This is a genomic window from Arthrobacter sp. NPDC080031 (genome assembly GCF_040702485.1).
Lineage (GTDB): Bacteria > Actinomycetota > Actinomycetes > Actinomycetales > Micrococcaceae > Arthrobacter.
The window spans coordinates 1-24745 of the sequence record NZ_JBFBLA010000016.1; the positions used below are offsets into that span (position 1 = coordinate 1).

General features: G+C 64.6%; 24 protein-coding genes and 3 tRNA genes. 18 read left to right on the forward strand and 9 right to left on the reverse strand.

The genetic code is table 11. The annotated features are described in order from the left end of the window. Positions 1-154: 154 nt before the first annotated feature. Positions 155-1120 (reverse strand): formimidoylglutamase, encoded by a 966-nt coding sequence (gene hutG, locus AB0323_RS14320; protein WP_366177909.1) that lies wholly within the window; start codon positions 1118-1120, stop codon positions 155-157. Between the two features lie 74 nt (positions 1121-1194). Further along, a complete protein-coding gene (locus tag AB0323_RS14325) occupies positions 1195-2637 on the reverse strand; it encodes an NCS2 family permease (RefSeq protein WP_366177910.1) in 1443 nt (480 codons plus the stop codon). Between the two features lie 114 nt (positions 2638-2751). Between AB0323_RS14325 and AB0323_RS14330 the strand changes: the two genes are divergently transcribed. Continuing rightward, positions 2752-3435, forward strand: a complete 684-nt coding sequence (locus AB0323_RS14330) for a copper resistance CopC family protein (protein WP_366177911.1) — start codon at positions 2752-2754, stop codon at positions 3433-3435. A gap of 104 nt (positions 3436-3539) precedes the next feature. Here the strand turns inward: AB0323_RS14330 and AB0323_RS14335 are convergent, their stop codons facing one another. Then, on the reverse strand, positions 3540-4259 hold the full coding sequence (locus tag AB0323_RS14335; protein WP_366177994.1) for an FAD-binding protein: 720 nt from the start codon (positions 4257-4259) through the stop codon (positions 3540-3542). 398 nt (positions 4260-4657) lie between these two features. Between AB0323_RS14335 and AB0323_RS14340 the strand changes: the two genes are divergently transcribed. Both AB0323_RS14340 and AB0323_RS14345 read left to right on the forward strand, forming a co-directional pair. Next, positions 4658-5707, forward strand: a complete 1050-nt coding sequence (locus tag AB0323_RS14340) for a universal stress protein (protein WP_366177912.1) — start codon at positions 4658-4660, stop codon at positions 5705-5707. Positions 5708-5746: 39 nt separating this feature from the next. Beyond that, complete coding sequence (locus AB0323_RS14345; RefSeq protein WP_366177913.1) at positions 5747-8545, forward strand: PEP/pyruvate-binding domain-containing protein; 2799 nt, start codon at positions 5747-5749, stop codon at positions 8543-8545. A gap of 75 nt (positions 8546-8620) precedes the next feature. Here the strand turns inward: AB0323_RS14345 and AB0323_RS14350 are convergent, their stop codons facing one another. Continuing rightward, positions 8621-9103, reverse strand: a complete 483-nt coding sequence (locus AB0323_RS14350) for a metallopeptidase family protein (protein ID WP_364541227.1) — start codon at positions 9101-9103, stop codon at positions 8621-8623. Between the two features lie 161 nt (positions 9104-9264). Here AB0323_RS14350 and AB0323_RS14355 point away from each other — a divergent pair, with 161 nt between their 5' ends. Then, the gene (locus AB0323_RS14355; protein ID WP_366177914.1) at positions 9265-10350 is read left to right on the forward strand and encodes a LacI family DNA-binding transcriptional regulator; all 1086 of its coding nucleotides are present in this window, start codon (positions 9265-9267) and stop codon (positions 10348-10350) included. Further along, complete coding sequence (locus tag AB0323_RS14360) at positions 10347-11267, forward strand: carbohydrate kinase (protein ID WP_366177915.1); 921 nt, start codon at positions 10347-10349, stop codon at positions 11265-11267. Before AB0323_RS14355 ends, AB0323_RS14360 begins: the two co-directional genes overlap by 4 nt. A gap of 52 nt (positions 11268-11319) precedes the next feature. Here the strand turns inward: AB0323_RS14360 and AB0323_RS14365 are convergent, their stop codons facing one another. Then, entirely contained in the window at positions 11320-12228 is a 909-nt protein-coding gene (locus AB0323_RS14365; protein WP_366177916.1) for a DMT family transporter, read from the reverse strand. Between the two features lie 252 nt (positions 12229-12480). Between AB0323_RS14365 and AB0323_RS14370 the strand changes: the two genes are divergently transcribed. The 8 genes from AB0323_RS14370 (at position 12481) to AB0323_RS14405 (ending at position 15522) form a co-directional block, all read left to right on the forward strand. Further along, positions 12481-12553: transfer RNA gene (locus tag AB0323_RS14370), tRNA-Glu, on the forward strand. A gap of 101 nt (positions 12554-12654) precedes the next feature. Then, a tRNA-Asp gene (locus AB0323_RS14375) sits at positions 12655-12728 on the forward strand. Positions 12729-12778: 50 nt separating this feature from the next. Beyond that, a tRNA-Phe gene (locus tag AB0323_RS14380) sits at positions 12779-12854 on the forward strand. A 302-nt stretch (positions 12855-13156) separates the two neighbouring features. Then, positions 13157-13630: an Asp23/Gls24 family envelope stress response protein gene (locus AB0323_RS14385; protein WP_366177917.1), complete on the forward strand. Its 474-nt coding sequence runs from the start codon at positions 13157-13159 to the stop codon at positions 13628-13630. Next, a complete protein-coding gene (locus AB0323_RS14390) occupies positions 13627-13818 on the forward strand; it encodes a DUF2273 domain-containing protein (RefSeq protein ID WP_059388473.1) in 192 nt (63 codons plus the stop codon). The genes AB0323_RS14385 and AB0323_RS14390 overlap by 4 nt, the downstream gene beginning before the upstream one ends. After that, positions 13815-14198 carry a hypothetical protein gene (locus AB0323_RS14395; RefSeq protein ID WP_366177918.1) on the forward strand — a complete coding sequence of 128 codons (384 nt, stop codon included), beginning with the start codon at positions 13815-13817 and terminating at the stop codon, positions 14196-14198. The genes AB0323_RS14390 and AB0323_RS14395 overlap by 4 nt, the downstream gene beginning before the upstream one ends. After that, the gene (locus AB0323_RS14400) at positions 14195-14914 is read left to right on the forward strand and encodes a hypothetical protein (protein WP_366177919.1); all 720 of its coding nucleotides are present in this window, start codon (positions 14195-14197) and stop codon (positions 14912-14914) included. The genes AB0323_RS14395 and AB0323_RS14400 overlap by 4 nt, the downstream gene beginning before the upstream one ends. Next, the gene (locus AB0323_RS14405) at positions 14911-15522 is read left to right on the forward strand and encodes a hypothetical protein (protein WP_366177920.1); all 612 of its coding nucleotides are present in this window, start codon (positions 14911-14913) and stop codon (positions 15520-15522) included. Before AB0323_RS14400 ends, AB0323_RS14405 begins: the two co-directional genes overlap by 4 nt. Positions 15523-15654: 132 nt before the next feature. On the opposite strand, the gene AB0323_RS14410 is transcribed toward AB0323_RS14405, so the two are convergent. Beyond that, positions 15655-17403 carry a glycoside hydrolase family 13 protein gene (locus AB0323_RS14410; RefSeq protein WP_366177995.1) on the reverse strand — a complete coding sequence of 583 codons (1749 nt, stop codon included), beginning with the start codon at positions 17401-17403 and terminating at the stop codon, positions 15655-15657. Positions 17404-17642: 239 nt separating this feature from the next. On the opposite strand from AB0323_RS14410, the gene AB0323_RS14415 reads away from it, so the two are divergent. The 5 genes from AB0323_RS14415 to AB0323_RS14435 all read left to right on the forward strand — a co-directional run bounded on the left by AB0323_RS14415 (position 17643) and on the right by AB0323_RS14435 (position 22352). Further along, positions 17643-18923 carry an ABC transporter substrate-binding protein gene (locus AB0323_RS14415; RefSeq protein WP_366177921.1) on the forward strand — a complete coding sequence of 427 codons (1281 nt, stop codon included), beginning with the start codon at positions 17643-17645 and terminating at the stop codon, positions 18921-18923. 87 nt (positions 18924-19010) lie between these two features. Continuing rightward, complete coding sequence (locus AB0323_RS14420; RefSeq protein ID WP_364541201.1) at positions 19011-20033, forward strand: sugar ABC transporter permease; 1023 nt, start codon at positions 19011-19013, stop codon at positions 20031-20033. Continuing rightward, on the forward strand, positions 20030-20905 hold the full coding sequence (locus AB0323_RS14425; protein ID WP_366177922.1) for a carbohydrate ABC transporter permease: 876 nt from the start codon (positions 20030-20032) through the stop codon (positions 20903-20905). The genes AB0323_RS14420 and AB0323_RS14425 overlap by 4 nt, the downstream gene beginning before the upstream one ends. Then, complete coding sequence (locus tag AB0323_RS14430) at positions 20902-21174, forward strand: hypothetical protein (protein WP_364541197.1); 273 nt, start codon at positions 20902-20904, stop codon at positions 21172-21174. The genes AB0323_RS14425 and AB0323_RS14430 overlap by 4 nt, the downstream gene beginning before the upstream one ends. 119 nt (positions 21175-21293) lie before the next feature. Then, positions 21294-22352: a LacI family DNA-binding transcriptional regulator gene (locus tag AB0323_RS14435; protein ID WP_366177923.1), complete on the forward strand. Its 1059-nt coding sequence runs from the start codon at positions 21294-21296 to the stop codon at positions 22350-22352. Positions 22353-22408: 56 nt separating this feature from the next. On the opposite strand, the gene AB0323_RS14440 is transcribed toward AB0323_RS14435, so the two are convergent. From AB0323_RS14440 to AB0323_RS14450, 3 genes are read right to left on the reverse strand one after another with little or no spacing between them, the layout of a single operon-like run. Continuing rightward, positions 22409-23278, reverse strand: a complete 870-nt coding sequence (locus AB0323_RS14440) for a hypothetical protein (RefSeq protein ID WP_366177924.1) — start codon at positions 23276-23278, stop codon at positions 22409-22411. A gap of 32 nt (positions 23279-23310) precedes the next feature. Next, a complete protein-coding gene (locus AB0323_RS14445; RefSeq protein WP_366177925.1) occupies positions 23311-24117 on the reverse strand; it encodes an exodeoxyribonuclease III in 807 nt (268 codons plus the stop codon). Positions 24118-24139: 22 nt separating this feature from the next. Then, complete coding sequence (locus AB0323_RS14450; protein WP_366177926.1) at positions 24140-24706, reverse strand: DUF308 domain-containing protein; 567 nt, start codon at positions 24704-24706, stop codon at positions 24140-24142. Between the last annotated feature and the right edge of the window lie 39 nt (positions 24707-24745).

The following is a 24745-nucleotide window of genomic DNA, read 5'->3' on the forward strand; positions in this document are numbered from 1 at the left end:
CAAGTCCACAAACTCGTTGCGGGCACTCTGAGGAAATGACCTGACCATAGAACGCTCCATCAATCAGAGCGTTGCTACGACCATATGACTTTGCCGGGCTCAGAACGACAACAACTGCGAGTCAGTTGGGTGGGCGCGGCGCCTCAGGAGGGCCCTACCCCAGCAGTGTGTTCACCAGGCGCGCGGCCACCTTGGCGGTCCGCGAGTCGATATCGAACCCAGGGTTGAGTTCGGCAACGTCCAAGTGCAGGAGTTTCCCGCTCGCGCCAAGCTGCTTGCACACCGCGTTGATGACGTGCAGCGGCACGCCATACGCTGCGGGGGCGCTCACTCCGGGAGCCACCGACGCCGGCAGCACGTCCAGGTCGATCGTCAGGTACACCAGATCCACCCCGTCCAAAAACGATGCCACGAAATCCTGCACGGCCGCAGCGGAGCAGTCCTCATCCAGCAGGTACTTCACGCCCAGCCGGTCCGCTGTATCAAAGAGGGTGCGTGTGTTGTTCGGCTCAGAGATGCCGACGACGGCGTAGTTCAGTCCGCGGCCCGCGGCGGCTTCCGCCCGGGCCATCTGCAGGAACGGCGTGCCCGAACTCGGCACAGGATCGTCCCGCAAGTCGAAGTGCGCGTCCAGGTTCAGGACGCCGAGGCGCTTGCCGCTCTTCACAGCCTCCGAGCCAGCCACGCCCAGGTAGCTGGCGAAAGCCGTTTCGTGCCCGCCGCCGAGCAGCACCGTGAGCTTGCCGGCGTCGAGCAATTCCGAAATCACACGTCCCGCGCGCTCCTGGCCCGCCTCCAGCGAGCCGTCCTCCACAACGACGTCGCCGGCGTCGAACACGTCCCGGTCCAGATGGAAAGCCAGCGGGCCCAACGCTTGGCGGATTGCCTCCGGCGCGGCGGCCGCGCCAATCCGGCCCTTGTTGCGCCGCACGCCTTCGTCACTGCGGAAGCCCACGACGACGGCGGCCCGGGAGCCCGCATCCGTCCCGCCGGGGGCGGCCACAGCGGGAGTGTGGGGCGCCACGGCCTGCCACCAGCGGCGGTGCTCATCGCCGGCACCGTCGAAGCGGCCGGTCCACGGCGTCGGGCGGATATCGGCAACAGCGGGGGAAATCTCCATGATTCAAGCTCAGCGCATGACGGCAGCGAAAAACACGGCTTGCGGGCCGAGGGTGTCCGGTATTCCGGAAAGGCCTACTTGATTCCTAGGATTTCCTCGACGGGACCGATCCCGAAGAACAGCAGGAATGCCGCGGCCACAGCCCACATGAGCGGATGGACTTCGCGGGCCCGGCCCTGGAAGGTGCGGATGAGTGCGAAGGAAATGAACCCGGCGCCCAGGCCGTTGGCGATCGAGTAGGTGAACGGCATGAGGGCCATGGTCAGGAACGCAGGAATGCCGACACCCCAGTCCTGCCAATGGATCTTGCCCACCTGGGACACCATCATGAAGCCCACCACCACCAGGGCGGGGGCGACGGCCTCGAACGGGACCAGGTTGATGAGCGGGGTGAAGAACATGGCCACCAGGAACAGCAGTCCGGTCACGATCGACGCGAGGCCTGTGCGGGCACCTTCACCGATGCCGGCGCCGGATTCCACGAAGATCTGGTTGGAGGACACGGACGAGCCGCCACCGATGATCGCACCGAGCGCGTCCACTTGCAGGACGCGGTCCACGTTGGGGATGTTTCCGTGCTTGTCGATGTTTCCTGCTTCCCTGGCCAGGCCCACCATGGTGCCCATGGCGTCGAAGAAGATGCTGAGCAGGATCACGAATGCCAACAGCGTGGCGGCGATGATGCCAAGGTGCTGGAACGCGCCGAGGGGGTTCGCTTTGCCGATGAGGGACAAGTCCGGAGCGGCCCACTCGGTGAACTTGGGCGCAACCAGGGACCAGCCGCGCGGGTTGTGGGTCTTGCCGTCGAAACTCGGTCCGATGTGCAGGGTGAATTCAAGGATGGCGGCAAGGGCAGTGGAGACGATGATGCCGATCAGGATGGCGCCACGTACCTTGCGGACCACCAGGGCGATGGTCAGGACAAGGCCGACGACGAACACCAGGGTGGGCCAGCCAAGCAACTTCCCGTCGACGCCCAGGCCCAGCGGGACCGAGGTGCCGGCGGCGTCCGGGATGCGGCGCACGAAGCCGGCATTGACCAGGCCGATCAGCGCGATGAAGAGGCCGATGCCCACCACGATCGCAGTCTTCAAGGCCTCGGGTACGGCTTTGAAAACCGCGGTCCGGAAACCCGTGAGCACCAGGATCAGCATGGTCAGGCCCGAGAGCATCACCAGGCCCATCATGTCCGGCCATGTCAGGCCGGGGTGCGACGCAATAGTGACTGCCACGAAGGCGTTGACGCCCAGTCCGGTGGCCACGGCGAAGGGGTGCTTGGCCCAGGCTCCCATGAGGATCGTCAGGATGCCGGCTACGAAGGCCGTGGTGGCGGCGACGGCGGCAAAGCCAAGGGAAGCTCCACTCGAGTCCGCTCCGGAAAGGATCAAAGGATTGAGGACCACGATGTAGCTCATGGCAAAGAACGTCGCGAAGCCGCCTCGGATTTCTCGCGAGTAGTTGGATCCGCGTTCCGAGATCTTGAAGTAGCGGTCGATGGCTGAGCCCTGTTTGAGCATGGAAGTCTCCGGGGATCGGGGAAGTGTGCTCTCAAATCCTATGCCCACGGCTTCGGCCCTCCCTCGAATTCGCCTACTCTGTAAGGAATCCAACACCAAGGGAGTCACTCGCTCATGCGCCCTATCCGCCAGCTGCTGGCCGTCGTCGTCGCTTTCGCAGCGGTTCTTTTCTCTGCCGCCCTGTTCTCAGCGGCACCGGCCTTCGCTCACGACGTCGCCGAGTCAACGTCACCGGCCAACGGCTCAACGGTTGCCAGCGTCCCGGACTCCGTTTCCATCACGTTCAACAACCGGCCGCTCCTGCTCGGCTCGCAGATCCGGGTCAACGACGCCTCAGGCCAGAACTGGGCCGATGGCTCCGTCGAGATTGTGGACGCCGTGGTGTCGCAGAAGCTGAGGCCCGGCGCGCCTGCCGGCGCATTCACCGTCATCTGGCGGGTTGTCAGTTCGGATTCGCACCCCATCGAAGGCACCTTTACGTTCACTGCCAAATCAGGAAGTACCACGGCGGGCGGCGGCTCCGCTAGCACCGCACCATCTGTGGTGGTGCCCACCGCCGGCACTGCCGCACCTGGTTCGACCGGGACGCCGGAGAAGGTGCCCGATGCTTCCCAGCCGTTCCCCTGGAGCATTGTGGTCTTCGCGGTGGTGGCCGCGGGCCTGCTGGTTTTCCTGGGCATCACGGCGCGGCGCAGGTTGGCGGGCGGGGACTCCGGCGATTCTGATGATTCCAGCGACTCTGACGGTTCCGGGAACTCCGAGGGAAAAGGGGTTTCCGAGGACGACAGGGACTCATAGGAGCGTCTGCCCTAACCTCGCCTCACAAAACCGGCGCTTGTTTTCCAGACCCGATCTCGAAGGGCCGGAATGGAAAACAAGCGCAAGTCTCTGCGGGCCTCTTTCTAGGCCGAGGCAGGAATTGCCGCGAAGGTACCCGTGAGGGCCCCGTGGACGCTCTCCGGGTAGACCTTGGCGGAAATCGCCTGGCCCACCACCTTGGCTTGGCGCAGGACTTCCTTTGGCGTGGGTGTGGCAAGTTCGCCGACGCCAACCAGGTACATTCCAATCGCGCGCATGGCTGCGACGAAGTTTTGGCCGATGGCGATGCCAAGCTCAGCAAGCATCCGCCGCAATTGGCTCTGTCCACAGCGGGTGACAACGACGTGGTCGGCCAAGAGCACTCCGTTGGCGGTGTGGACGACCCACTGGTACGAGGCCACACCCGAGGAAGCCACAGCGGGCGCTTCCGGATCCGGTCCGGCGGGGTTGGAAAGCCCGGAACCGGAAACTACCGATCCCGAAATCACCGTTCCCAAGGCAGCTTCGTCCAAGCGATCCAGGCGGACGGCCCGCGTGGTGCTCCGCACATCGAGCCCGTGACTGGCTGCGTAGTTGCGCAGGTGCCGGAGGATTTCGCTGCGCTCCCGGAGGCACGCGGCGTCGGCGGCGTCGCAGCGCTGGAGGATGCCGGTGTTGAGCGGCTGCAACGGTCCGGGGACATGCATTCCATCCACCACGATGGCGTCTACGCCGTAGCGGCTGAGTTCGCTGGCCACGGCCAGGCCGGGCATGCCGGCACCGATGACCACGGTGGTGGTGCGTTCCGTACTCGCAGCAGGCATGGTTGACACAGCTTGGCTCCTCTTTGAAGGTGCGTTGCCGAGGGCAACACCGCGGTGGCGTCCGGGTCCCCAAGCGGTCGCGAATGATGGCCGTTGATGTGTTGAAAAACACGATCCCCGGTCACCAGTGCCTCGAACATTACAGAAGAAATCGCGTGGTGGATAGCCCCGGCATCGGCATGTCCGCCGATGCGTTTTTCGCGCTCCGATTCGACGGATTTCTACGCTCCCGGGAGGCTTTCCACATACGCTTCTTCCCGCTTGATTCGGCCCTTGCAAACGAGAATAGTGAGCATTGGAGACCGCAACTCACGGCAGTCAAGCGAGAAACACGCTGTGGGCGCGGGCTCTGGCAGAATAGCCGCAACATCAGCCAGCAGTGCGAGGAGGCAGGCCCCATGGACCAGCACGGCAAACACTCTGAGAGCCATCGACGAGAGACCGAAGGCAGTGGAGAGGAACCATCCATTGCCCCCGGCGGAATTGTGGTGGGCGTTGACGGCAGCGAACACGGCCAGTGCGCCCTCATTTGGGCCGCCCGGGAGGCCGAACGCAGGCAACTGCCCCTGCATGTAGTCACGGCCTACTCCGTGCCCATCTTCGCCGCTTCCGGCCTGGACGGCGGCTACGCAACAGTGGATGACTCCGTTATCAGGGACGGCGCCGAAGCAATCGTCAAGCAGGCCCTCGAGAAGGTCTCCGGCTACGCCATCGACGTCGACGGCTCGGTGGAGAACGGCGATGCCTCCGGCGTGCTGCTCGATCTGTCCGAAACGGCCGAGCTCCTCGTCTTCGGCACCCGGGGACGCGGCGGATTCGTGGGCAGGCTCCTGGGCTCCGTGAGCAGTGCCCTGCCGGCGCACTCCAAGTGCCCCACCGTGACAGTCCCGCTCTTCTGCGCGGACCGACTGGGTGAGACCACAGAGGACAAGCACATCAAGGCCGAGCGCGCGAAGGCCGGCTCCCGCGTGATCGAAAATGTGGTCGCAGTCGGCGTGGACGGCTCCGAACACGCCCGTGTTGCCGTCCTGGAAGCCGCAGAGCAGGCCCAACGCATGGGAGCGAAGCTGCGCGTCATCTGCGCTGTACCCGAGTACAGCGGTTCCCTCGCGTGGGTCCCGGCGCCGCTGGACCGGGAGGCACTCTTCAAGGACATCAGGGTTCAGCTCGACGCAGGCCTGGCGTGGCTCAAGAGCCACTTCCCCAACCTTCCAGCGGAAACCCAACTGCTCGATGGTTCGCCCGTGGAAGTTCTCGTGGAAGTGAGCCGCAGCGTCGAACTCGTGGTGCTCGGCACGCGCGGGCGGGGAGGCTTCGCAGGAATGCTCCTCGGATCGACATCGGACGGAGTCCTGCACCATGCCAAAGGGCCCGTGCTCGTTGTTCCCGACCGGGATGACCCCAGGCTGGCGGACCGCGCCAAATTCGGCCCGATGCTCGCCGCATAACAGGGCAACCCAAGGACCGGTGGACGCAGGCGGACGGCAATGGTGGAGCACGCACAGCCCGGGGAGGGTTCGCGCTTGATCGTCGAGCTGCGCCGGATCCGGGCAACCATGCTTCCGGAGGTCGGTGGCAAGGCGGCCAATCTGGGCGAACTGATCTGGGCGGGACTTCCGGTCCCGCCCGGGTTTTGCCTCACCACCGAGGCTTACCGGCGCGCGCTTCAGCCCGATGCCAGCTCTGCGTCCCCTGGCGATAGTCAGGTAATTCCCAGCGGTGGCCCCGAGTTTGCGACGCTCCCGGACATTCTGCGTGGCCTTCAGGCCGTGGAGCCCGGCGACCTTGGGGGGCTCGCTTCCCTCGCGGCCCGCGCCAGGGAGGCTGTGCTCGACGCCGGGATCCCGGCCGACGTCGAAGACGCCGTCCGCTCGGCCTACTCCGCGCTGGGCTCGGAAGTCCCGGTGGCCGTCAGGTCCTCTGCCACGGCCGAGGACCTGCCCTTTGCGAGTTTCGCGGGCCAGCAGGACACCTACCTGAACGTCGTGGGGGCCGACGCCGTGCTGCAGGCCGTCCGGAAGTGCTGGGCGTCCCTGTGGACGGACCGGGCGGTCAGCTACCGGGCAAGCAACGGGATCGACCACGCCGCGGTGACGCTCGCCGTCGTCGTTCAACGGATGGTGGATGCTGAGACCGCAGGTGTGTTGTTCACCGCCAATCCGGTGACCGGGCGGCGCCGCGAAGCGGTAATCGACGCCAATCCCGGGCTCGGTGAGGCCGTAGTCTCCGGCGCGGTGAATCCGGACCACTTTGTGGTGGATTCCCTCACCGGCAGGATCACGGAACGAAGGATCGGCGACCGGAAGCTGGTGATCCGCTCAATCCCCGGAGGCGGGACCGAAAGGCTCGACGCGACGGCGCAGGCAGAAGGCGGAACAGCCGGGGATGCCTGCCTTGCCGACTCCCAGATCTGGGCGCTCGCTGCCCTCGGCCAGCGCGTCGAGGAGCATTACGGAGCACCGCAGGACACCGAATGGGCCATCGACGGCGACGGCAAACTATGGCTCACCCAAGCCCGCCCCATCACCACGCTCTACCCGCAAATGACCCGCCAGCCCGCAATCCCCGGTCCGCATGCGTACCTTTGCTTCAGCCTCGCCCAAGGACTCACGCGTCCCCTGACTCCCATGGGCCTGGCGGCCATCAGGCTCATGGGGTCCTCGGTAGCCAGCGCGGCGGGATTCCGGGTTCCCGAACCACGGGACGGGCCTTCGCCCTACTACGAGGCGGGGCAACGGATCTATTTTGACCTCACCTCGGTGTTACGGAGCAAGGCCGGGCGGGCCATCGTTCCCAGGATCTTCGACGTCATGGAAGCACGCTCGGCGGCCATCATGCGCGGCCTGTTCGAGGACCCGCGTTTCGCCGTCACCAGCAAGACGCCCTTCAAACTGCTCAGGCACGTTGCCCCGATCGTGCTCCGCTTCCGGCTTCCGCAGACCCTGTTGCGCGCTCTCTTTCGGCCGGACGCTGCCCTCGACAAGCTGGAACGGCTGGACGAGAACCTGAAGGCCACGCATGATGTGCCTGCCGACGCCACTCCGCGTGAAAAACTGGACCACGCAGAGCGGATACTCCGCGAGGAATTGTTCCCCATCCTGCCCAATATCCTGCCACCGGTAGCGCTCGGGTTTGCGATGCTCGGTTTGGTCCGGAAAATACTTGGCGAACAGGCCTCCTGGGGCGAACTCCAAACCATCATCCGCGGCCTGCCCAACAACGTCACCACTGAAATGGACCTCGCCCTGTGGCGGCTCTCGACCAGCATCCGCGACGATCCCGCCTCCGCTGAGGCCTTTACCGGCGGCGAGCCCGCGGTGCTCGCGGAGAGCTACCGCGGCGGCGGGCTGCCGTTCGTCGCGCAATCGGGATTGGCCTCGTTCCTGCGCCGCTACGGGCACCGGGCCATCGCCGAAATCGACCTGGGAATGCCCCGCTGGTCCGATGACCCCACCCACATCATCGGAGTCCTGGTCAACTACCTTCGCCTCGACGATCCCCGCCTGGCGCCGGACAAACAGTTCGAAAAAGCTGCCCGCGACGCCGAGGAACAGCTCGCAGTCCTGGTGGCGCGTGCGAGGTCCAAGAGCCCGCTCCACGCCTTCATCGTGAAAACGGCCTTGGAGCGGACACGCATGTTCGCGGGTCTCCGTGAGCTTCCGAAGTACCACCTCGTGCGCGGCTTCGCCGCGGTCCGCGCCCGGCTTTCAGAAGTAGGGGAGACCTTGGCGGACGCGGGAGTCATCGAAGACGCAGGCGACGTCTTCTTCCTGGATTTCATGGACGCCCGCCGCGGCTTGGACGGCAAGGATCTCCACGAGCTGGTGGCGCAGCGGCGCGAGGCCTACGAGCTTGAACTCAAGCGCCGGCACGTGCCACGCGTACTGCTCTCGGACGGCACTGAGCCAGAAGCCCTGGCCGCCGGCTTCCCGGGCAGCGGGTCGAGCAGCGGGTCGGGCGGCGCGCTGCCGGACGGCATGCTGAAGGGAACCCCGGCTTCGGCTGGAACGGTGACCGCCGTGGCCAGGGTGATCATGGATCCCGTTGGCGCGCATCTCGAACCCGGAGAAATCCTGGTGGCGCCCTCCACGGATCCCGGCTGGACCCCCCTCTTCCTGACTGCCGGGGGACTCGTGATGGAGATGGGCGGGCCCAACTCACATGGCGCGGTCGTAGCCCGTGAGTACGGGATTCCCGCAATCGTGGGCGTCCCGGAGGCCACCTCCCGAATCAGTTCAGGCCATACGATCACCGTGGATGGCGCCGCGGGGACGGTGGCTATCTAGCTGAGACCTCGGGTGGGGTCCGGGAGCTGCGTTCCGGAACGCAGCCAGCGGCCCGTCCCCACGATCTGACGGCCGCTATCCCCAGCCGAGCTCGTGCAAGCGGTCGTCGCCGATGCCGAAGTGGTGGGCGATCTCATGAATGACGGTGATGGCCACTTCGTCGATTACCTCCTGGCGGGATCCGCAGATATCCAGGATCGGCTGCCGGAAAATGGTAATCCGGTCAGGGAGGGAACCGGCATCCCACCAAGAGTCCCGTTCCGTCAAGGGCACGCCCTCGTACAGGCCGAGGAGTACGGTGTCCGGCTCGTCTCCAGGTTGCGGGATGTAGTCGTCCTCGATGAATATGGCCACGTTGTCCATGGCGCGGGCCGCTTTGTCCGGGATGAGGAGCAAGGCATCGCTGACGGCCGCCTCGAAGTCTTCCGGCGACATCTCGAATGGAACGGTGTTGAACGAACTCGCGCCGGTACCGGGAAGCCGGGAGGAAATGCGCTGGCCACCAGGGGAATCACCGTCGGGAACGATCGGCAGGCCGGGAGGTAAATTCGCGGGCATGTTCTGACTCTAGTCCGCGGCCCGGTCGTTGACGCCGGATGTGATGACAGCTACAGTTTTCCGGGCTGGTAATTCGTATAACCCGGCCCCAGGGTTAAGCCCAACCAGTCGTGCGGATCCTGTGACAAGCACCCCGGTGCCCTCAACAGACAGGCCAGCCCATGAACCGCCCCGGCAGCCGCTCCGGCACGACGATGAACGACGTCGCTGCCGCGGCCGGTGTTTCCCAGGCCACGGTTTCCCTGGTGCTCAACGACGCCGCTGGAACCAGGTTCTCGGAGGAAACCCGGCGCAAGGTCCATGCCGCCGCCCACGAACTGGGGTACCGGACCAACGCCCACGCCAAGGTACTCCGGGACGGCGTTGCCGGGATGATCGGCTTCGTCGGCGACTTCGTGGCCACAGCGCCATTCGCGGGCAAGATCATCGAGGGCGCCCAAGCCCGGGCCTGGGAGGCCGGGCTGCTCCTCCTGACTGTCAATACCGGCGGTGACAAGGCCCTCGAGGCCGCTTCGCTGGAGACCATGCTCTCCTACAAAGTGGCCGGAGTGGTCTACGCCGCTATGTACCACCGGGTACTTGACGTGCCGGACGTCCTGGCGGAGGTGCCAGCCGTCGTGCTCAATTCGCGCGACCGTTCCGGGCGTTTTCCGAGCATCGCTCCCGAAGAGGAACTGGGTGGCTACACCGCCGCAAAACGGCTGCTGGACGCAGGCCACCGGCGCATCGCGATGATCAACATCGGTGCGGTGGACGGTGAGCTTCCCGCCGCCGTCGGACGCTATGCCGGCTATCTCCGGGCACTCCAGGAGGCTGGCGTGCACCCCGACCCCGCACTCCACCGCATCGGCGACGGTCATGAATGGGGCGGTTTCGACAATGCGCTCGCACTCATGACCGGTCCGCAGCCACCCACCGCCATCTTCTGCGCCAACGACCGCACCGCCTGGGGCACCTACCAGGCGCTGGCCCAGCTCGGATTGTCCATCCCGCATGATGTGTCGCTGGTGGGTTTCGATAACCAGGAAACGCTCGCCCCGCACTTGCGGCCCGGGCTGACCACCCTGGAACTGCCCTTCCTTGAGATGGGCCGCCGCGCCGTCGAACGGCTGCTGGGCGGCGCGGAGCGTGACGGCAGTACCGAATACTTTGAATGTCCCCTCGTCGAACGCGATTCGGTGGCGGCGCCGCCGAAAACCACTAGTAGCCACCCAAAATCCCCCAACCAACGAACAGGAAACGCATGAACCACTCGCCCCTTGCGTCCGAGCCGCTCGACGTCGTCGTGGTCGGCGAAGCGCTCATCGACATCGTCAACTCGCCCGAAGGGCAGACTGAATACCCCGGCGGCTCGCCCGCGAACGTCGCCTACGGCCTCGGGCGGCTCGACCTGAAGGCCGGGCTGTTGACCGCCGTCGGGCGCGATTCCCGCGGCGAATCCATCGCGGCGCACCTGGCAAGCGCCGGTGTGGTTGTCCTGCCGGGCTCGCAATCGCTCGCGAAGACTGCGACGGCGACGGCGGAGATCGCCGCGGACGGTTCGGCCGAGTACACCTTCGACATCGAGTGGAAGCTGGGTCCCGCCGCACTCCCTTACGCCCCGAAGGTCCTCCACACGGGCTCGATCGCGACGTTCCTCGAGCCGGGCGCCCGCGTCGTCAGGACCCTCCTGGAGCAGGCCCAGGGCGGGTGCATCGTCACGTACGACCCCAACATCCGCACCGATCTCCTGGGTAGCCACGGCGAGGCACTCCGGATTTTCGAGGAGCTCGTACCGCTGACCAGCGTGGTGAAGCTCAGCGATGATGACGCGTTCTGGCTCTACCCGGGCAAGTCCCTGGAAGAGACCGCCACGCATATCCTGGGCCTCGGTGCAGGCCTGGCCGTCGTCACGCGAGGCGCCCAAGGCTCCTTGATGGCGACGCCGCACACCCAGCTGACGGTTCCTGCGGTGACCTCGGTGGTGGCGGACACCATCGGAGCCGGTGATTCCTACATGTCGGCACTGATCCTCGGGCTGCTGCTGCGCGGCAGCCAAGGGCTTGCGCCCACGGTCCTCGAACGCATCGGGCAGACCGCTTCCATGGCCGCGTCCATTACCGTGGGGCGCCCGGGGGCCAACCCGCCCACGCACCGCGAGCTTCTCGCCGGGATGGCGAGGTAGCGGCGGCGGAGGTTCGGCGGCGGTCCGGGCGCCTTGCCGGCGCGCGGCGATCCTAGCGGGACCGGCGCCGCGTCAACCCGACGCCCACGAGGCAGATGACGCCGCCCACCAGGCCCCAGATGGTGGGGATCTCCTTGAGGACCGCCCAGGAAATCAGGATGGTGGCGCCCGGAACCAGATACGTTGTGGCTGCGAGTTTCCCGGCCTCAATCAGGGACAGCGCATAGGCCCATGTGGTGAAAGCGATGGCCGTGGGGAAGATCCCGAGGTACACCAAGCCGAGAGTGGCCGGGAGGGGTGCGGCCTGCACTTCGGCCACCAGCTGGCCCGCCCACGGCAGGCAGCACACGGCCCCCACCACGATGCCGAACCAGGTGGCCTGGGCCGCGGAGAACTTCCGGAGCACGGGCTTCTGGACAATCACGCTCACCGCCGCGAGCACGGCGGCAAGGAGGCACAACAGCACTCCGGCGACGTCCGCTGTCGAGCGCTGTCCCGAACCGAGCGCGATCAGCGCAACGCCGCCGAATGCCACGAGGCTGCCGATGATCAGCCAGCGCGGAAAGCCTTCCTTCAGGATGACGCCGGCGAGGACGGCGATCAGGATCGGCGAAACGTTGATGAGCATGGCGCTGGTTCCGGCGTCGAGCAGGTGTTCGGCGGCGTTCAGGGCCAGGTTGTAACCTGCGAACCACATGACACCGTAGGCCAGGACGGGCAGCCATTCGCGGCCTCTGGGCCACCGCTTGAGCCTGGGCAGGGCGACAATGCCGAGCGCGACGGCGGCAACCACCAGCCGTCCGAGCGTCAGGGAGCCGGGGGAGAAGCTGGGTCCCACGGCCCGGATGCCCACGAAGGCGGATGCCCAGAGGACAACGGTGACGATGACGGCGGCGATGCCGAGCTTACTGATGGTCCGGGAGGTTGTGGTCGCCGGAGATGTTGAAGTGCTTGTGGCCATGATGCCAATCTAGCCCGCGGCGGGCTGGACGGACTGGCGGAATTCGGACGTCTTTCAACAAGAAACCGCCAACTCCGGCGTGGCGGATTTGAACGGCAGTTTGAGTTCCTGGTGTGAGCCTCGATTGCGTTCGGCAGCCCGCGATTTGGGAATATCCCCGACTATGCTCTAAAGTTTTAGAGTCCAGTTCGGACGAGCGAGAAGCGGGAAACGCATAGCGTTGTTGACTGTCGCGAATTCGGATTGTTCCAGGCCCCCATCGTCTAGCGGCCTAGGACACCGCCCTTTCACGGCGGCGGCACGGGTTCGAATCCCGTTGGGGGTACGCAAGGAACTGGTCAAGCGGGACTGAAAAGTCTGGTAGGCTGGAAGCCTTGAAAAAAGGCGGTAGAGATACTGCAATCGTAGTAGAGATACTGCAAGCAAGGCCCTGTAGCGCAGTTGGTTAGCGCGCCGCCCTGTCACGGCGGAGGTCGCGGGTTCAAGTCCCGTCAGGGTCGCTCTGATTGCCGGAAGGAATTCCGGCAATCATGGTGACATTGTCACCTAAGGCTCTGTAGCTCAGTTGGTAGAGCGTTCGACTGAAAATCGAAAGGTCACCGGATCGACGCCGGTCGGAGCCACCACTGGGAAGCGTCAGTTCTTCGGAACTGGCGCTTTTCTTCTTTTAACGTTCATGGGAAAAGCCCGGGGTTATTCGGTTTCTGCCTAAAAGGCGGACATTTCCGTGCATGCGCGCCATTTTCGTGCGCACGCGATCGATTCTGCTCAATCATTCGAATGGACAAACCTGGGCCCCTTGGAATCACGCGGCCGGCAAGCTAAGCGACCCGGAATGATCCAGCAGAATCCGACGGCGTCGGACGGCTGGTCTCCGCCTTGTCTTGGCCAAGCGCTAGGGTGGTACTCAAGAGAAGGGGAGGGCTCAATGGACCAGCAGGAAAGCTACACCGCGCCTGAACCGGAAGCCGTTGGGGCTCCGGTATCAGAAGACCGGCAAACGGTGGCAGGAAGTGGCCGCACAGTGATCTCTGATTCCGCTGTCGCCAAGGTTGCAGGCATTGCCGCCAGGGCTGTCCCTGGTGTCTATTCCCTCGGATCGGCCCCCTCGCGCGCCCTCGGAGCCATCCGCGATGCCGTCGGCAGCCAGGACCACGCTGCGGGTGTCCGCGCCGAGGTCGGAGAAACCCAAGTGGCCGTGGACCTCACTCTTGTGGCTGTCTATGGATACCCTTTGCATGATGTCGCCAACCAGGTCCGCGCGGCCGTCTATCGGGCGGTCGAATCGTTGGTGGGGCTGGAAGTCATCGAGGTCAACGTTGAGATCAACGACGTCTACGTTGCTCCGCCCATCAAAGCCGGATCAAGAGGCGCATTATCGGAAAGGGAGCCACTCCAGTGAACTTGACCGTTGTCGGTATCGGGATCGGCGCCTTCGTGGCGTTCATGGCCTTCCAGTTCGGGCTGTGGGGTTTCATCATCGCCCTTCTCTTCATGGGCATCGGTGCACTTCTGGGCCGCGCCGCAGACGGAAAGCTTGACCTGCGCAGCGTGCTGGATGCCCTCACCGGCCGCCGTTCATCGTCATGAGTTCCACGGCTGAGGCTGTGCAGCCGGCCGGTTCCCTGGCTGGCCACAACCGCATCAGCACCCAGGCCCTCACTACTTTGGCCCAGGCGGCCGCCGCGGAAGCGCTCGGTGTCTTGGCGCAGGATGTTCGTGCCGAATGGTCGGACGAGGACGGTCTCCTGGCACTTTCGATTGTGGCCCCGATCCGTGTGCCCTCGCTTATCGAAGTCCTCAGGGACCCGTTGCTGGTAGAGGGATACGGCGGCACGGTCTGGGACCGGACCGTCGCCGCCAAGACGGCCATTCTTGAGCGTGTCAGCCACCTCAGCGGTTCCATCCTGAGCCGCGTGGATATCCGGATCAGCGGCGCGCGCATCAGCGAAGGAGCACGCGTCGAATGAGCCACGCCCAGACCCCGCACGCCCGGCGCAGCCACCCGGACATTGCGCACGCGCAGTCGACCGAGGGCGAGACACCTGGCGTCCAGGCAGACGACACGCCCGGCGTCCAGACTCCAGGGACCTCCGGCGTCGGCGACCGTATCGACGTCGGACTCCAGCGCATCCTCAGGCGCGAGACCCGTTCCTCGCGTGCGGCAATGGCCGGGCTGGCCGCTGCCCTTGTGATCGCGGCCTGCGTCTACGCCCTCCTCGAATCCGCTTTGCGCGCCATTGGCCAACCGCCGTGGCTCATCGACCCCCAAACAGCTGCCGAACGGCTAACGGCCCTCCCCGCAGGTATTTCGCCCTTGCTGCTTGGCTCCCTCGGCGGAGTCGTGGCCATGGTGGGCCTGATCTTCTTCTTGAACGCGGTCCTGCCCGGCCGGAAGTCCCGGCACTTGCTTGAGAATCCCCGGGCCGGAGTAGTCGTGGACGACGAGGTCATCGCTTCGGCACTTGCCAGGGCTGCCCGGACCGCAGCGAACGTCACCCAGGAGCAAGTCATGGTGGTGGTCTCGCAAAAGCTGGTTGTAGTCAACGTCCGGCCCACCTCGGGCGTGCCCTTGCACCGGGAACGGATCCTGGCCGCCGTCGAGGATGAACTTCAAAGGATGGCCCCTTTGCCCATGCCTTCTGTCCGGGTCAATGTCGCTACGTCGGGGGTGATCGGGGCATGAACGGCACCCCGCACGTCCTCAACCGCATCCTGATCGGCATCCTCGGCCTGAAGCTGCTCGCCATCGGCGTTCTCCTGATGCTGCTGGCCACCGTTCCCGCCGTGGGAAGTTGGTGGCAAGGGTGGTCTACCGGGCTCTGGGAACACGCCAAGTACCTCTCTGAGCAGACCCGCATTCCAGGCCGGGAGGAAAGCTGGCTCTGGGTTGCCGCAGCAGTGGTGCTGGTTGTGCTGATCGTGCTCATGGTGGCATGGGTAGCGCAGCAGGGGAAAGGCCGCGCCAACCTCATCGTGTCCGAGTACGACGACACCCGGACGCCCGGCGACGTCAACATCGGCGGGAACCTTGCCGAGCAGGCGCTCAAGGCGGCGCTCGCGGAACGGGCGGATCTCGCGGGCGTGACGGTGGCAACCTACGACGTCAACGGTCGTCCCGGGCTCCGGGTCAGGGTCCAGCCCCGTCAAGGCGTTTCCCCAAACCTGCTGGCCGCGGACGTCTCCCGGCTGGTGGAGGCGCTGGACGTGGTGGTGGGGCGCAGGACTCCCGTCTTGATTCATATCGGGGCCGGGGCGCGGACCCGTTTCAGCAAGGCCGAGCGCGTTCGTTGAAGGGCGGCAAGTAGGCTCCACCCCGTAACGGCGCTTTCCTGACCCTTTTTGGCTACAGAACGGGGCCGACACGCACAACTTGCTGCGTGTCGGCCCCGTTTCCGTGCCAGAGAAGGTCGGGAAGGGAAGTCCCTACTTCGCCAAGAGGTACGCCCCGCTGTTCGGGACAATCGAAGCCGCGCCTGAGCCGCCATCGCTGGAGAGTTCCACCCGGAACCCGGCCGGCACGGGGAGAGCTGTGGTGCCCATGTTGACCACCACCAGCACGTCCCGGTTGTGGAAGGCGAGGACTCCGTTGGCGGGATCGTGCTCCTCAGCCCACTGGAACGTGCCCGAGCCCAGGAAGTGGGACCGGCGGAATGCCAGGACGGAGCGGTACAGCTCCAGGGTGGAGCCCCCGACGCCGGCCTGGACGTCCGCAGCCAGCTCGCCGAACGCCTCGGGCTGGGGCAGCCAGGGTGCTGCGGGTGCCTTGCCGGCAGCACCGGCGCCGCCCGTACCAGGCGATGCCGCTTCCGAGAATCCGAAACCAGGCTCTTTGGATTTCCAGGGCAACGGTACGCGGCACCCATCGCGGCCGCGCTCCACGCCCTTGGTCCGGAAGAATGAGGGGTCCTGGCGCGCCTCGGCCGGCAGTGACGTGTGCTCCGGAAGGCCGAGCTCCTCACCCTGGTACAAATAGGCCGACCCCGGCAGGGCGAAAGACACCATGGAAGCTGCCCGTGCCCGCGACAGGCCCAGTGCGGCGTCGGGCTGTTCGTCTTGCGCCGAGATTCCCTTCGGGAAGGTGGTGGGATCCGCCAGCCCAAAGCGGCTCGGGTGCCGTACGGTGTCGTGGTTGCTCAAGACCCAGGTGGAGGGCGCTTCGACGGATCCCGCCGCGTCCAGCGAAGATTCGATTGCCTCCGCCATGCGCTCCGCGTCCCAGCCTGCCAGGAGGAAATCGAAGTTGAACGCCTGGTGCATTTCATCCTTGCGGACATATCGGGCCAACCGCTCCGCAGGCTCGACCCAGGCCTCGGCAACCAGCATGCGGTCGCCGTCGTACTCGGCGAGGACCCGGTGCCATTCGCGGTAGATCTCGTGGACACCGTCCTGGTCGAAGAAGGGCGAGGGCGGGTCCAGCGGCGGCTTGACCTTGTGTTCGACGGCGGTCGCTACGGCCGCCGCCGCGGGCTCGGCTGCGGAAGCGACGTGAGCGTGTGCCGTGTGCGGTTCGGCTGCTTCGCTGTGGGCGCCCGGCGCGGATAGACCACCTTCGACCATGGCGGCAGAACCTTCCCAGTCCGGCAAGCCGGCTTCTTTGACCAGGCCGTGGGCAACATCCACCCGGAAGCCGTCAACTCCGCGGTCCAGCCAGAAGCGCAGTACCGAACGCATCTCTTCGTGGACTTCGGGGTTGTCCCAATTGAGATCCGGCTGCTTCGTATCGAAAAGGTGCAGGTACCACTCGCCGGGAGTGCCGTCGTCGTTCGTTACGCGCGTCCATGCGGGCCCACCGAAGATGGACTTCCAATTGTTCGGGGCCAGGGTCCCGTCCCCGGAGCCCGGTGTGGAGTCTTTGCCCGGGCGGAACATATAGCGCTCGCGTTCGGGGGAGCCGGGGCCGGCGGCGAGGGCTTCGCGGAACCAAGCGTGCTCGTCCGAGGTGTGGTTGGGCACGAGGTCGACGATCACCTTGATACCCAGGCTGTGCGCCTTCTCCAGCATGGCGTCGAAGTCATCCAAGGTACCGAAGAGCGGATCCACGGCCCTGTAGTCCGCTACGTCATATCCGGCATCGGCCTGCGGCGATTTGTAGAACGGGGACAGCCACACGGCATCCACGCCCAACGTTTGCAGATAGGGCAGTTTCGCGGTGACCCCGGCAAGGTCGCCCATCCCGTCGCCGTTGGCATCGGCAAATGAACGGGGATAAATCTGGTAGACGACGGCGCTTGCCCACCACGCGGAATTGCTGGAACCGGGGGTTGGGATCGGGGAGTGCGGCACTGGATTCCTCTCGATGACATATTTTTGTGTAAACGCTTGCATTCCTACCCGGAAGCTTACTAATGTGAGGCTCACCACATCAACCGCACAGCGGAAATACCTGGTCCACTCACTGAGGAGTTCCCAGCATGAACACACGCAAGTACCTTTTGCCGGCCGCTGTTGCCGGCGTGCTAGCCATGTCCCTGTCCGCCTGTGGTGGCGGCGGTGGCGGCGGCACAGCCTCCAGCGGCGGAGATGCCGCAGCAAACCTTGACGGGCGGGGTCCCATCACCTATGTCCAAGGCAAAGACAACAGCAACGTTGTCCGCCCGCTCGTCGATAAGTGGAATGCGGCGCACCCGGACCAGAAGGTCACCTTCAAGGAGCAGTCCGACCAGGCGGACCAGCAGCACGATGACCTGGTCCAGAACTTCCAGGCCAAGAACGTCAATTACGACGTTGTTGACGTGGACGTCATCTGGACCGCCGAGTTTGCTGCGAAGGGTTGGCTGCAGCCGCTCACGGACAAGATGAGCATCGATACCTCCAAGATGCTGCCCGCCACGGTCAAGACGGCAACCTACAACAACACGCTCTTCGCGGCACCCCAGACCTCGGACGGCGGCATTCTCTACTACCGCAAGGACTTGGTGCCTACCCCGCCCAAGACCTGGGACGAGATGATGAGCATGTGCTCCATCGCGAAGCAGCACGGCATCGACTGCTACGCAGGACAGTTCGCCAAGTATGAAGGCCTCACCGTGAATGCGGCTGAAGCCATCAACTCGGCAGGCGGCACGATCGTGGGAGACGACGGCAAGTCCACCGTGACCTCCGCGTCGGCCAAGGCAGGCCTCAACAATCTGGTTACGGCCTACAAGAATGGAAACATCCCCACGCAGGGCGTGACCTACCAGGAAGAACAGGGCCGGCAGTCCTTCGAAGACGGCAAGCTCCTCTTCCTGCGCAACTGGCCTTACGTGTACAACCTCGCCAAGACGGACGGCTCGTCCAAGGTGAAGGACACCTTCGGCATGGCTCCGCTCCCGGGTAAGAGCGGCCCCGGCGCCTCTTCCCTCGGTGGACACAACCTCGCCGTCAGCGTCTACTCGGCGCACAAGGCTACGGCCAAGGACTTCCTGACCTTCATGACCAGTGAAGAGACTGAAAAGTTCTACGCCACGCAGGGCTCGCTCGCCCCGGTCCTCGCTTCCTTGTACGACGATCCGGCCCTCGTCCAGCAGCTGCCGTACCTTCCTGTGCTGAAGACCTCGATCTCGAATGCCGTGCCGCGCCCGGTCACGCCGTTCTACCCGGCGGTCACCAAGGCCATCCAGGACAATGCCTACGCTGCCATCAAGGGTGACAAGTCCGTCGATCAGGCAATGACGGATATGGACACGGCCATCAACTCGGCCAGCCAATAGCGACACCTACAGTGAACCTCGGGCGGCTGGCGCTTCAAGCGCACGGTCGCCCGAGGGGCACGCTATCAATTTCCGGAAGGAGGGGAAATGTCCACCCTTGCGCAGCCTAAGCGGGCGCCAGAGACACCAAGCCCCAAAACCAAAAAAGTTCAAAAAGAAGTAGGACAGGACCGGGCGGCGAAGTCTCAAGGCCGGTGGGCGTTCTGGTTGATTTCCCCTGCCTTGGTATTGCTTGCCGTGGTCATTGTGTACCCGGTGGTCAACGCGATTATCATGGCGTTCCAGAAGGACCAGGGCCTGGATCCGGTGACCAAGGTCTTCGTCCAGGGCGGACCCGCCGGCTTCGATAACTTTGTCCACTGGCTGGCCCAGCAATGCGGCTCTGCGGCCTGTGCACCTGGCACCCTTGGCTCCCAGTTCTGGAGCGCCGTGGGAACGACATTCTTCTTCACGGCGGTCACCGTTGTCCTGGAGACTGTCCTCGGGTTCTGGATGGCCGTCATCATGGCCCGGAGTTTCCGCGGTCGCAGTGCCCTTCGCGCTGCTGTCCTGGTTCCGTGGGCCATCCCGACTGCCGTTACGGCGAAGCTGTGGTTCTTCATCTTCGCTTTCGACGGAATTGCCAACAAGCTCTTTGGCACGGCAATCCTGTGGACAGGCAGCGAGTGGCCTGCCCGTTGGGCGATCATCATTTCAGACGTTTGGAAGACGACGCCGTTCATGGCCTTGCTGATTTTGGCTGGCCTGCAGATCATCCCAGCAGAGGTGTACGAAGCCGCCAAGGTCGACGGTGCCTCGGCTTGGCAGCGTTTCACGCAGATCACCTTGCCGCTCGTGAAGCCGGCGCTCATGGTGGCTGTCCTGTTCCGTGTCCTTGACGCACTGCGCATGTATGACCTCCCGGCCATCATGACCCAGGGCTCGAACGGCACAACAACGTTGTCCATCCTTGTGGTTGACCAGATCCGTCAGGGCTTCAACTCAGCAGCGGCCTTGTCAACCATCACCTTCTTGATCATCTTCCTGGTTGCGTTCATCTTCGTTCGTTTCCTGGGAGCCAACGCAGTCGCCTCAGCCACACCCAAGACCACCAAGGGGCAGGAAAAATGACCGCCGTGAGTATTGACTCCGCTCCCAAGACAGCTGCCCGACGGCGGGAACGCTGGGCGAGCGGACGCACGTACATCAGCGCAGCGCTCATCTTCATCTGGTGCTTGATTCCCTTCTACTGGATGATCGTTACTGCGTTCCGCGACGTTGGATACACCTTCGATTCGACGCCCTTCTTCACCCACGTCACGTTGGACAACTTCAACACGGTGTTCTCGGAGAACCTGGGCAACCACTTCGGCCGGAACCTTTTGAACTCGCTCTTCGTGGCAGGGGTAACCACCGTCATTGCCCTGCTTTTCGGGGTGTTCGCGGCGTATGCCTTGTCCAGGCTTGAATTCCGCTTCAAGTTCCTGGTCCTCGGCTTTGTCCTCGGGGCATCGATGTTCCCGGGAGTCGCCTTGGTCACGCCGTTGTTCCAGCTGTTCACCAATATCGGCTGGTACGGCACATATCAGGCGCTGATCATTCCAAACATCTCGTTCGTGCTTCCGTTGACGGTCTACACCCTGACGTCCTTCTTCCGGGAAATGCCGTGGGAGCTGGAGGAATCAGCTCGAATCGATGGCTGCACCCAGGGCCAGGCATTCCGCAAGGTGATCATGCCGCTTGCTGCACCGGCTGTTTTCACCACGGCAATCCTGGCGTTCATCGCTTCGTGGAATGAGTTCCTCATCGCGAGCCAGTTGTCCAATGACCAAACCAAGACCGTCACGGTGGCTATCGCCTACTTCGCCGGTGCCCAGGCCCACCAGGAGCCGTACACCGCCGTCATGGCAGCCGGAACGGTTGTGACGATTCCGCTTGTGATCCTCGTCCTGATCTTCCAGCGCAAGATCGTGGCGGGCCTGACGGCCGGCGCCGTCAAATGACGCATACTCCGGATTCGGCCGGGCCGTCCCTCGGCGGCCCGGCCAAGGAGCAGCACTCGCGGGTGAAATCGGCGGAAGATTTCGACCTCGTGATAGGTTTCCTCGGCTTTTGGGCCCTGGTCCTGCTGGTCATCACCGTGGCGGCAGAGCTCACGGCCCAGCCCGCACTGGGCTGGGCCCTGGGCCTGCTGGCCGTGCTGCTGGCCCTGTGGGGAATGCTTCGGCTTCGCCGGCGGCTCCCCGCGCGGACATCCAGGCGCATCAGGTGAGCAGCGGTCCGAAATAAGTAGCGCGGAATCGGCGGAGGACAACTAGGCGGAATACGCTGGTTATCTGCCGTCTGGGAAGGAACCCCCGGCTTCCGCACGGATTCTTTGAGGGGGCTTGAGTGGCAAAAACGAATGAACGGTCCCAGCGTGGCGGCCACGCAGGAGCCAGCATTGAAGACGTCGCGCAGGCCGCAGGCGTTTCCACCGCTACCGTTTCCCGCGCAGTGCGCGGCCTTCCCCGGGTCTCTCCTGCCACCCGGGAAAAGATCCTCCGGGTTGCCGGAGAACTTGGGTATGTGGCGTCGTCGTCCGCTTCGGGCCTGGCCACAGGCCGCACCAGGACGATCGGTGTCCTTGCCCCCTACGTGGACCGTTGGTTCTTCTTCAAGGCGATCGAGGGCGTAGACCGCGAGCTCCACGCCCGCGGCTACAACCTCTCGCTCTTCAACTTGGGCGGGCAGCGCGGAGCGCGGGAACGGCTCTTCAGCAAGACGATGGTCTATAAGCAGATCGACGCACTCCTGGTCCTCTGCATGTCCCTGACGCCCGAGGAAATCGCCGATCTCCAAAGGATCGAAATCCCCTTGGTGATTGTCGGCGGTCCGGTGGAGGACTGCCCCAGCATCGGCATCGACGATTACGCTGCTTCGGTGGAAGCCACCATGCATCTGTTGAACCTCGGCCATCGGGAGATCGCGCTGCTCCACGGCCAGGACGATTCCGACCTGAACTTCACTGTGCCGCGATTGCGCGTTGACGGCTTCACGGACGCCATGACGAGCGCGGGCTTTTCCATGCCTCCGGAATGGGACATTTTCGGAAACTTCACCGTGGGCAGCGGCCAGGAAGCCTTCGATGAGCTATGGAGCAAGCCCGGACCCAAACCGACGGCGATCTTCTGCGCTTCCGATGAAATGGCCATGGGAGCCATGTTGCAGGCGCGGCGCCGCGGTGTCCGTGTGCCGGAAGAATTGTCCATCATCGGGATTGACAACCATGAATTCGCCGAAGCGATGGGCCTGACAACCGTGGCCCAGGACCCCGTTGAACAAGGCCAGTTGGGGACGCGCATGCTGTTGGACGAATTGGCGGGGGCTGCAGGTTCCGTGCGGTCCATGAAAGCACCCCACCAGCTCATCGTGCGGGAAACCACCGCACCGCCCCGCCCCAGAAGCTGAGGGCCCCAAGGACCAACTCCCCGGAAGCCAGGGTCCCGGCGGCCGGTAAAGCGGAGTCAGGAAGCCCGGGCCAACTGCCTGATGGGGATCCAGCGGGAAGCCAGCCTGCGGTAAGCCGCGGCCGCTCCTGTCATGTCGCCCTCGGCCAGGCATTCGATGCCGAGCCTGACGTCCATGGGCGAATCGTCCGGGTACACCTTGTCCGCCACGGCGCCGTAGTCCAGCTCGACCATTGACTGAACATGGAATAGTTCGAGCCATTCGGTGAGCTGGGTGAGGTCGTCCAGCATGTCCAAGTCCGGTGCGGCAAGGGCGAGGTTGGCTACGGCAAAGCGTGCCCGGTCCAAGGCATCCGTCAGCGAGGCCCAGACCCTCACCGTCAGGATGCGTCCGCCGGATTCCACGACATCCTTGCGGTCCGACTCCTGGAACAGCGAGAACCAGCTGAAGGGAATCCCCCAGGTGGAGGCCCGTGTGTGCACCCGCTTCGCGTCGTGGCTGGCGTTTATACGGTCGATGCGTGCCTGGTGCCGGTCGCGCTGGTCCACGGGGATGAGCAGGTCCGCGAGCGGTCCATGGATACCTTCCATGAGGGCGTTGGCCGCCAATCCTGCCCGGATGACCAGTTGGCTGGGGCAGTAAAGCAGCCGCCCGGCGTCGGGATCGTTCGGGTCTCCGGACGGAATCCTGGTGATGCGGACCAGATCGGTGCTGCCCGTCGGGAAAGGATCCCCGCCCTTACGGGTGACCCGTCCGAGGGAAGCGAGCAGCTCGGCATTTTCGACGGCGGCGCGCGAACCGTTGCGGCTACCGCTCGCCACGAGCTGCTGCCGCTGGTCCTCGGGGAATGCTTCGAGCGGCTCGTATACGCGCAACGCTGAAGAGAAGGGCAGCCCTGCCTGGCTTCCGTATAGCTTTCCGCTCATCGCGGGCCCGCCTCCTCCGTCATTGTCGCTGCTCAGTCCGTAAGCTCCACGATCACGGGAGCGTGGTCCGAGGCGCCCTTGCCCTTGCGTTCCTCTCGGTCGATTGAGGCCCCGATGACGCGGGCGGCCAGCGCGGGGGAGGCCAGGACGAAGTCGATTCGCATGCCCTCCTTCTTGGGGAACCGCAGCTGCGTGTAGTCCCAGTAGGTGTACACGCCCGGACCCGGCGTGTACGCGCGGGCGACGTCGGTGAATCCGGCGGCTTCGAACGCCCGGAAGGCCTCGCGCTCGGGTTCGCTGACGTGGGTGAGCGCGTTCGCCCGGAAGTAATCGATGTCCCAGACATCCTCGTCCAGCGGCGCAATGTTCCAGTCGCCCATGAGGGCCACCTGCGTCTCGGGGTTCTGCGTGATCCAACCGGCGGCGTGGCCCTTCAGCGTGTCCAGCCACTTGAGCTTGTACGGCATGTGCTCGTCGTCCAGGGAACGGCCGTTGGGAACGTACAGGCTCCACACCCGGACCCCGCCGCACGTTGCTGCAATGGCACGGGCTTCCTGGACAGGATCCTTGCCGGCTTTTCCGAAGGCGGGCTGGTCAACAAAGGTCCGCTCGACGTCGTCGAGCCCTACACGCGAGGCGATCGCCACGCCGTTCCATTGGCTCACACCGAAGTGGGCAACCTCGTAGCCCATGCGCTCGAAGAGCTCCCACGGGAAGTTGTCGTCCCTGCACTTGGTTTCCTGCATGGCGAGGACGTCGCAGTCACTGCGCTGCAGCCAAGCCTCGACGCGGTCGGCGCGTGCGCGGAGCGAATTCACATTCCAGGTAGCTATCTTCACAGCCACTAACTTACCGCGGGGACTAGTGGGCGAGCATCACCGAAGAAGAGGCGCGCCTGCGGAGCTTGATGCCGGAGGCGATCAACAGCACACCGCTGACCGCGGCGTATGTCGCGAGGAGCGCCACCACGCTCAGGAATCCGGCACTTGGATTGACGAGCACAAAAAGTCCGAACAAAGTGGTGACCAAGGCTGTCAGCATCCAGATCCACCAAGCCCTGACCGTCGTCCTGGTGTCCATGGCAAGGATGATCTGCGAAATGCCGAGGACCAGGGCCCATGCTCCGATGAGGATGCCCAGTGCCGCAGCGGTGATGCCCGGCCACGAAACGGCCACAAGGCCGGTCGCGACGGAGATGAAGCCGCCGATCAAGCTCCAGCGGGAATGGCGCGCCGGATCGTAGAAGTAGTGGGCCATATTGGTGAGCCCGTCGGTGATGGCGAAGACGCCGAACACATAGACGAGGGCAAACACCGTGGCGACCGGCAGGGAAGCGACAAGGAAGGCCAAGAGAAGGGCCAAGGCTCCCCGGAAGATGAGCGCCGTTCCCGAATGCTGGAACAACTTGCGTCCTGCGGTGTCGGACATAGGGTCAGTTTAGACCCGGGCCGGAAGCTGGTGAAGGGG

Coding starts and splice junctions, on each gene's coding strand:
- hutG (WP_366177909.1), bottom strand. CDS start 1,120: ATGGAGATTTCCCCCGCTGTTGCCGATATCCGCCCGACGCCGTGGACC.
- AB0323_RS14325 (WP_366177910.1), bottom strand. CDS start 2,637: ATGCTCAAACAGGGCTCAGCCATCGACCGCTACTTCAAGATCTCGGAA.
- AB0323_RS14330 (WP_366177911.1), top strand. CDS start 2,752: ATGCGCCCTATCCGCCAGCTGCTGGCCGTCGTCGTCGCTTTCGCAGCG.
- AB0323_RS14335 (WP_366177994.1), bottom strand. CDS start 4,259: ATGCCTGCTGCGAGTACGGAACGCACCACCACCGTGGTCATCGGTGCC.
- AB0323_RS14340 (WP_366177912.1), top strand. CDS start 4,658: ATGGACCAGCACGGCAAACACTCTGAGAGCCATCGACGAGAGACCGAA.
- AB0323_RS14345 (WP_366177913.1), top strand. CDS start 5,747: ATGGTGGAGCACGCACAGCCCGGGGAGGGTTCGCGCTTGATCGTCGAG.
- AB0323_RS14350 (WP_364541227.1), bottom strand. CDS start 9,103: ATGCCCGCGAATTTACCTCCCGGCCTGCCGATCGTTCCCGACGGTGAT.
- AB0323_RS14355 (WP_366177914.1), top strand. CDS start 9,265: ATGAACCGCCCCGGCAGCCGCTCCGGCACGACGATGAACGACGTCGCT.
- AB0323_RS14360 (WP_366177915.1), top strand. CDS start 10,347: ATGAACCACTCGCCCCTTGCGTCCGAGCCGCTCGACGTCGTCGTGGTC.
- AB0323_RS14365 (WP_366177916.1), bottom strand. CDS start 12,228: ATGGCCACAAGCACTTCAACATCTCCGGCGACCACAACCTCCCGGACC.
- AB0323_RS14385 (WP_366177917.1), top strand. CDS start 13,157: ATGGACCAGCAGGAAAGCTACACCGCGCCTGAACCGGAAGCCGTTGGG.
- AB0323_RS14395 (WP_366177918.1), top strand. CDS start 13,815: ATGAGTTCCACGGCTGAGGCTGTGCAGCCGGCCGGTTCCCTGGCTGGC.
- AB0323_RS14400 (WP_366177919.1), top strand. CDS start 14,195: ATGAGCCACGCCCAGACCCCGCACGCCCGGCGCAGCCACCCGGACATT.
- AB0323_RS14405 (WP_366177920.1), top strand. CDS start 14,911: ATGAACGGCACCCCGCACGTCCTCAACCGCATCCTGATCGGCATCCTC.
- AB0323_RS14410 (WP_366177995.1), bottom strand. CDS start 17,403: ATGGGCGACCTTGCCGGGGTCACCGCGAAACTGCCCTATCTGCAAACG.
- AB0323_RS14415 (WP_366177921.1), top strand. CDS start 17,643: ATGAACACACGCAAGTACCTTTTGCCGGCCGCTGTTGCCGGCGTGCTA.
- AB0323_RS14420 (WP_364541201.1), top strand. CDS start 19,011: ATGTCCACCCTTGCGCAGCCTAAGCGGGCGCCAGAGACACCAAGCCCC.
- AB0323_RS14425 (WP_366177922.1), top strand. CDS start 20,030: ATGACCGCCGTGAGTATTGACTCCGCTCCCAAGACAGCTGCCCGACGG.
- AB0323_RS14430 (WP_364541197.1), top strand. CDS start 20,902: ATGACGCATACTCCGGATTCGGCCGGGCCGTCCCTCGGCGGCCCGGCC.
- AB0323_RS14440 (WP_366177924.1), bottom strand. CDS start 23,278: ATGAGCGGAAAGCTATACGGAAGCCAGGCAGGGCTGCCCTTCTCTTCA.
- AB0323_RS14450 (WP_366177926.1), bottom strand. CDS start 24,706: ATGTCCGACACCGCAGGACGCAAGTTGTTCCAGCATTCGGGAACGGCG.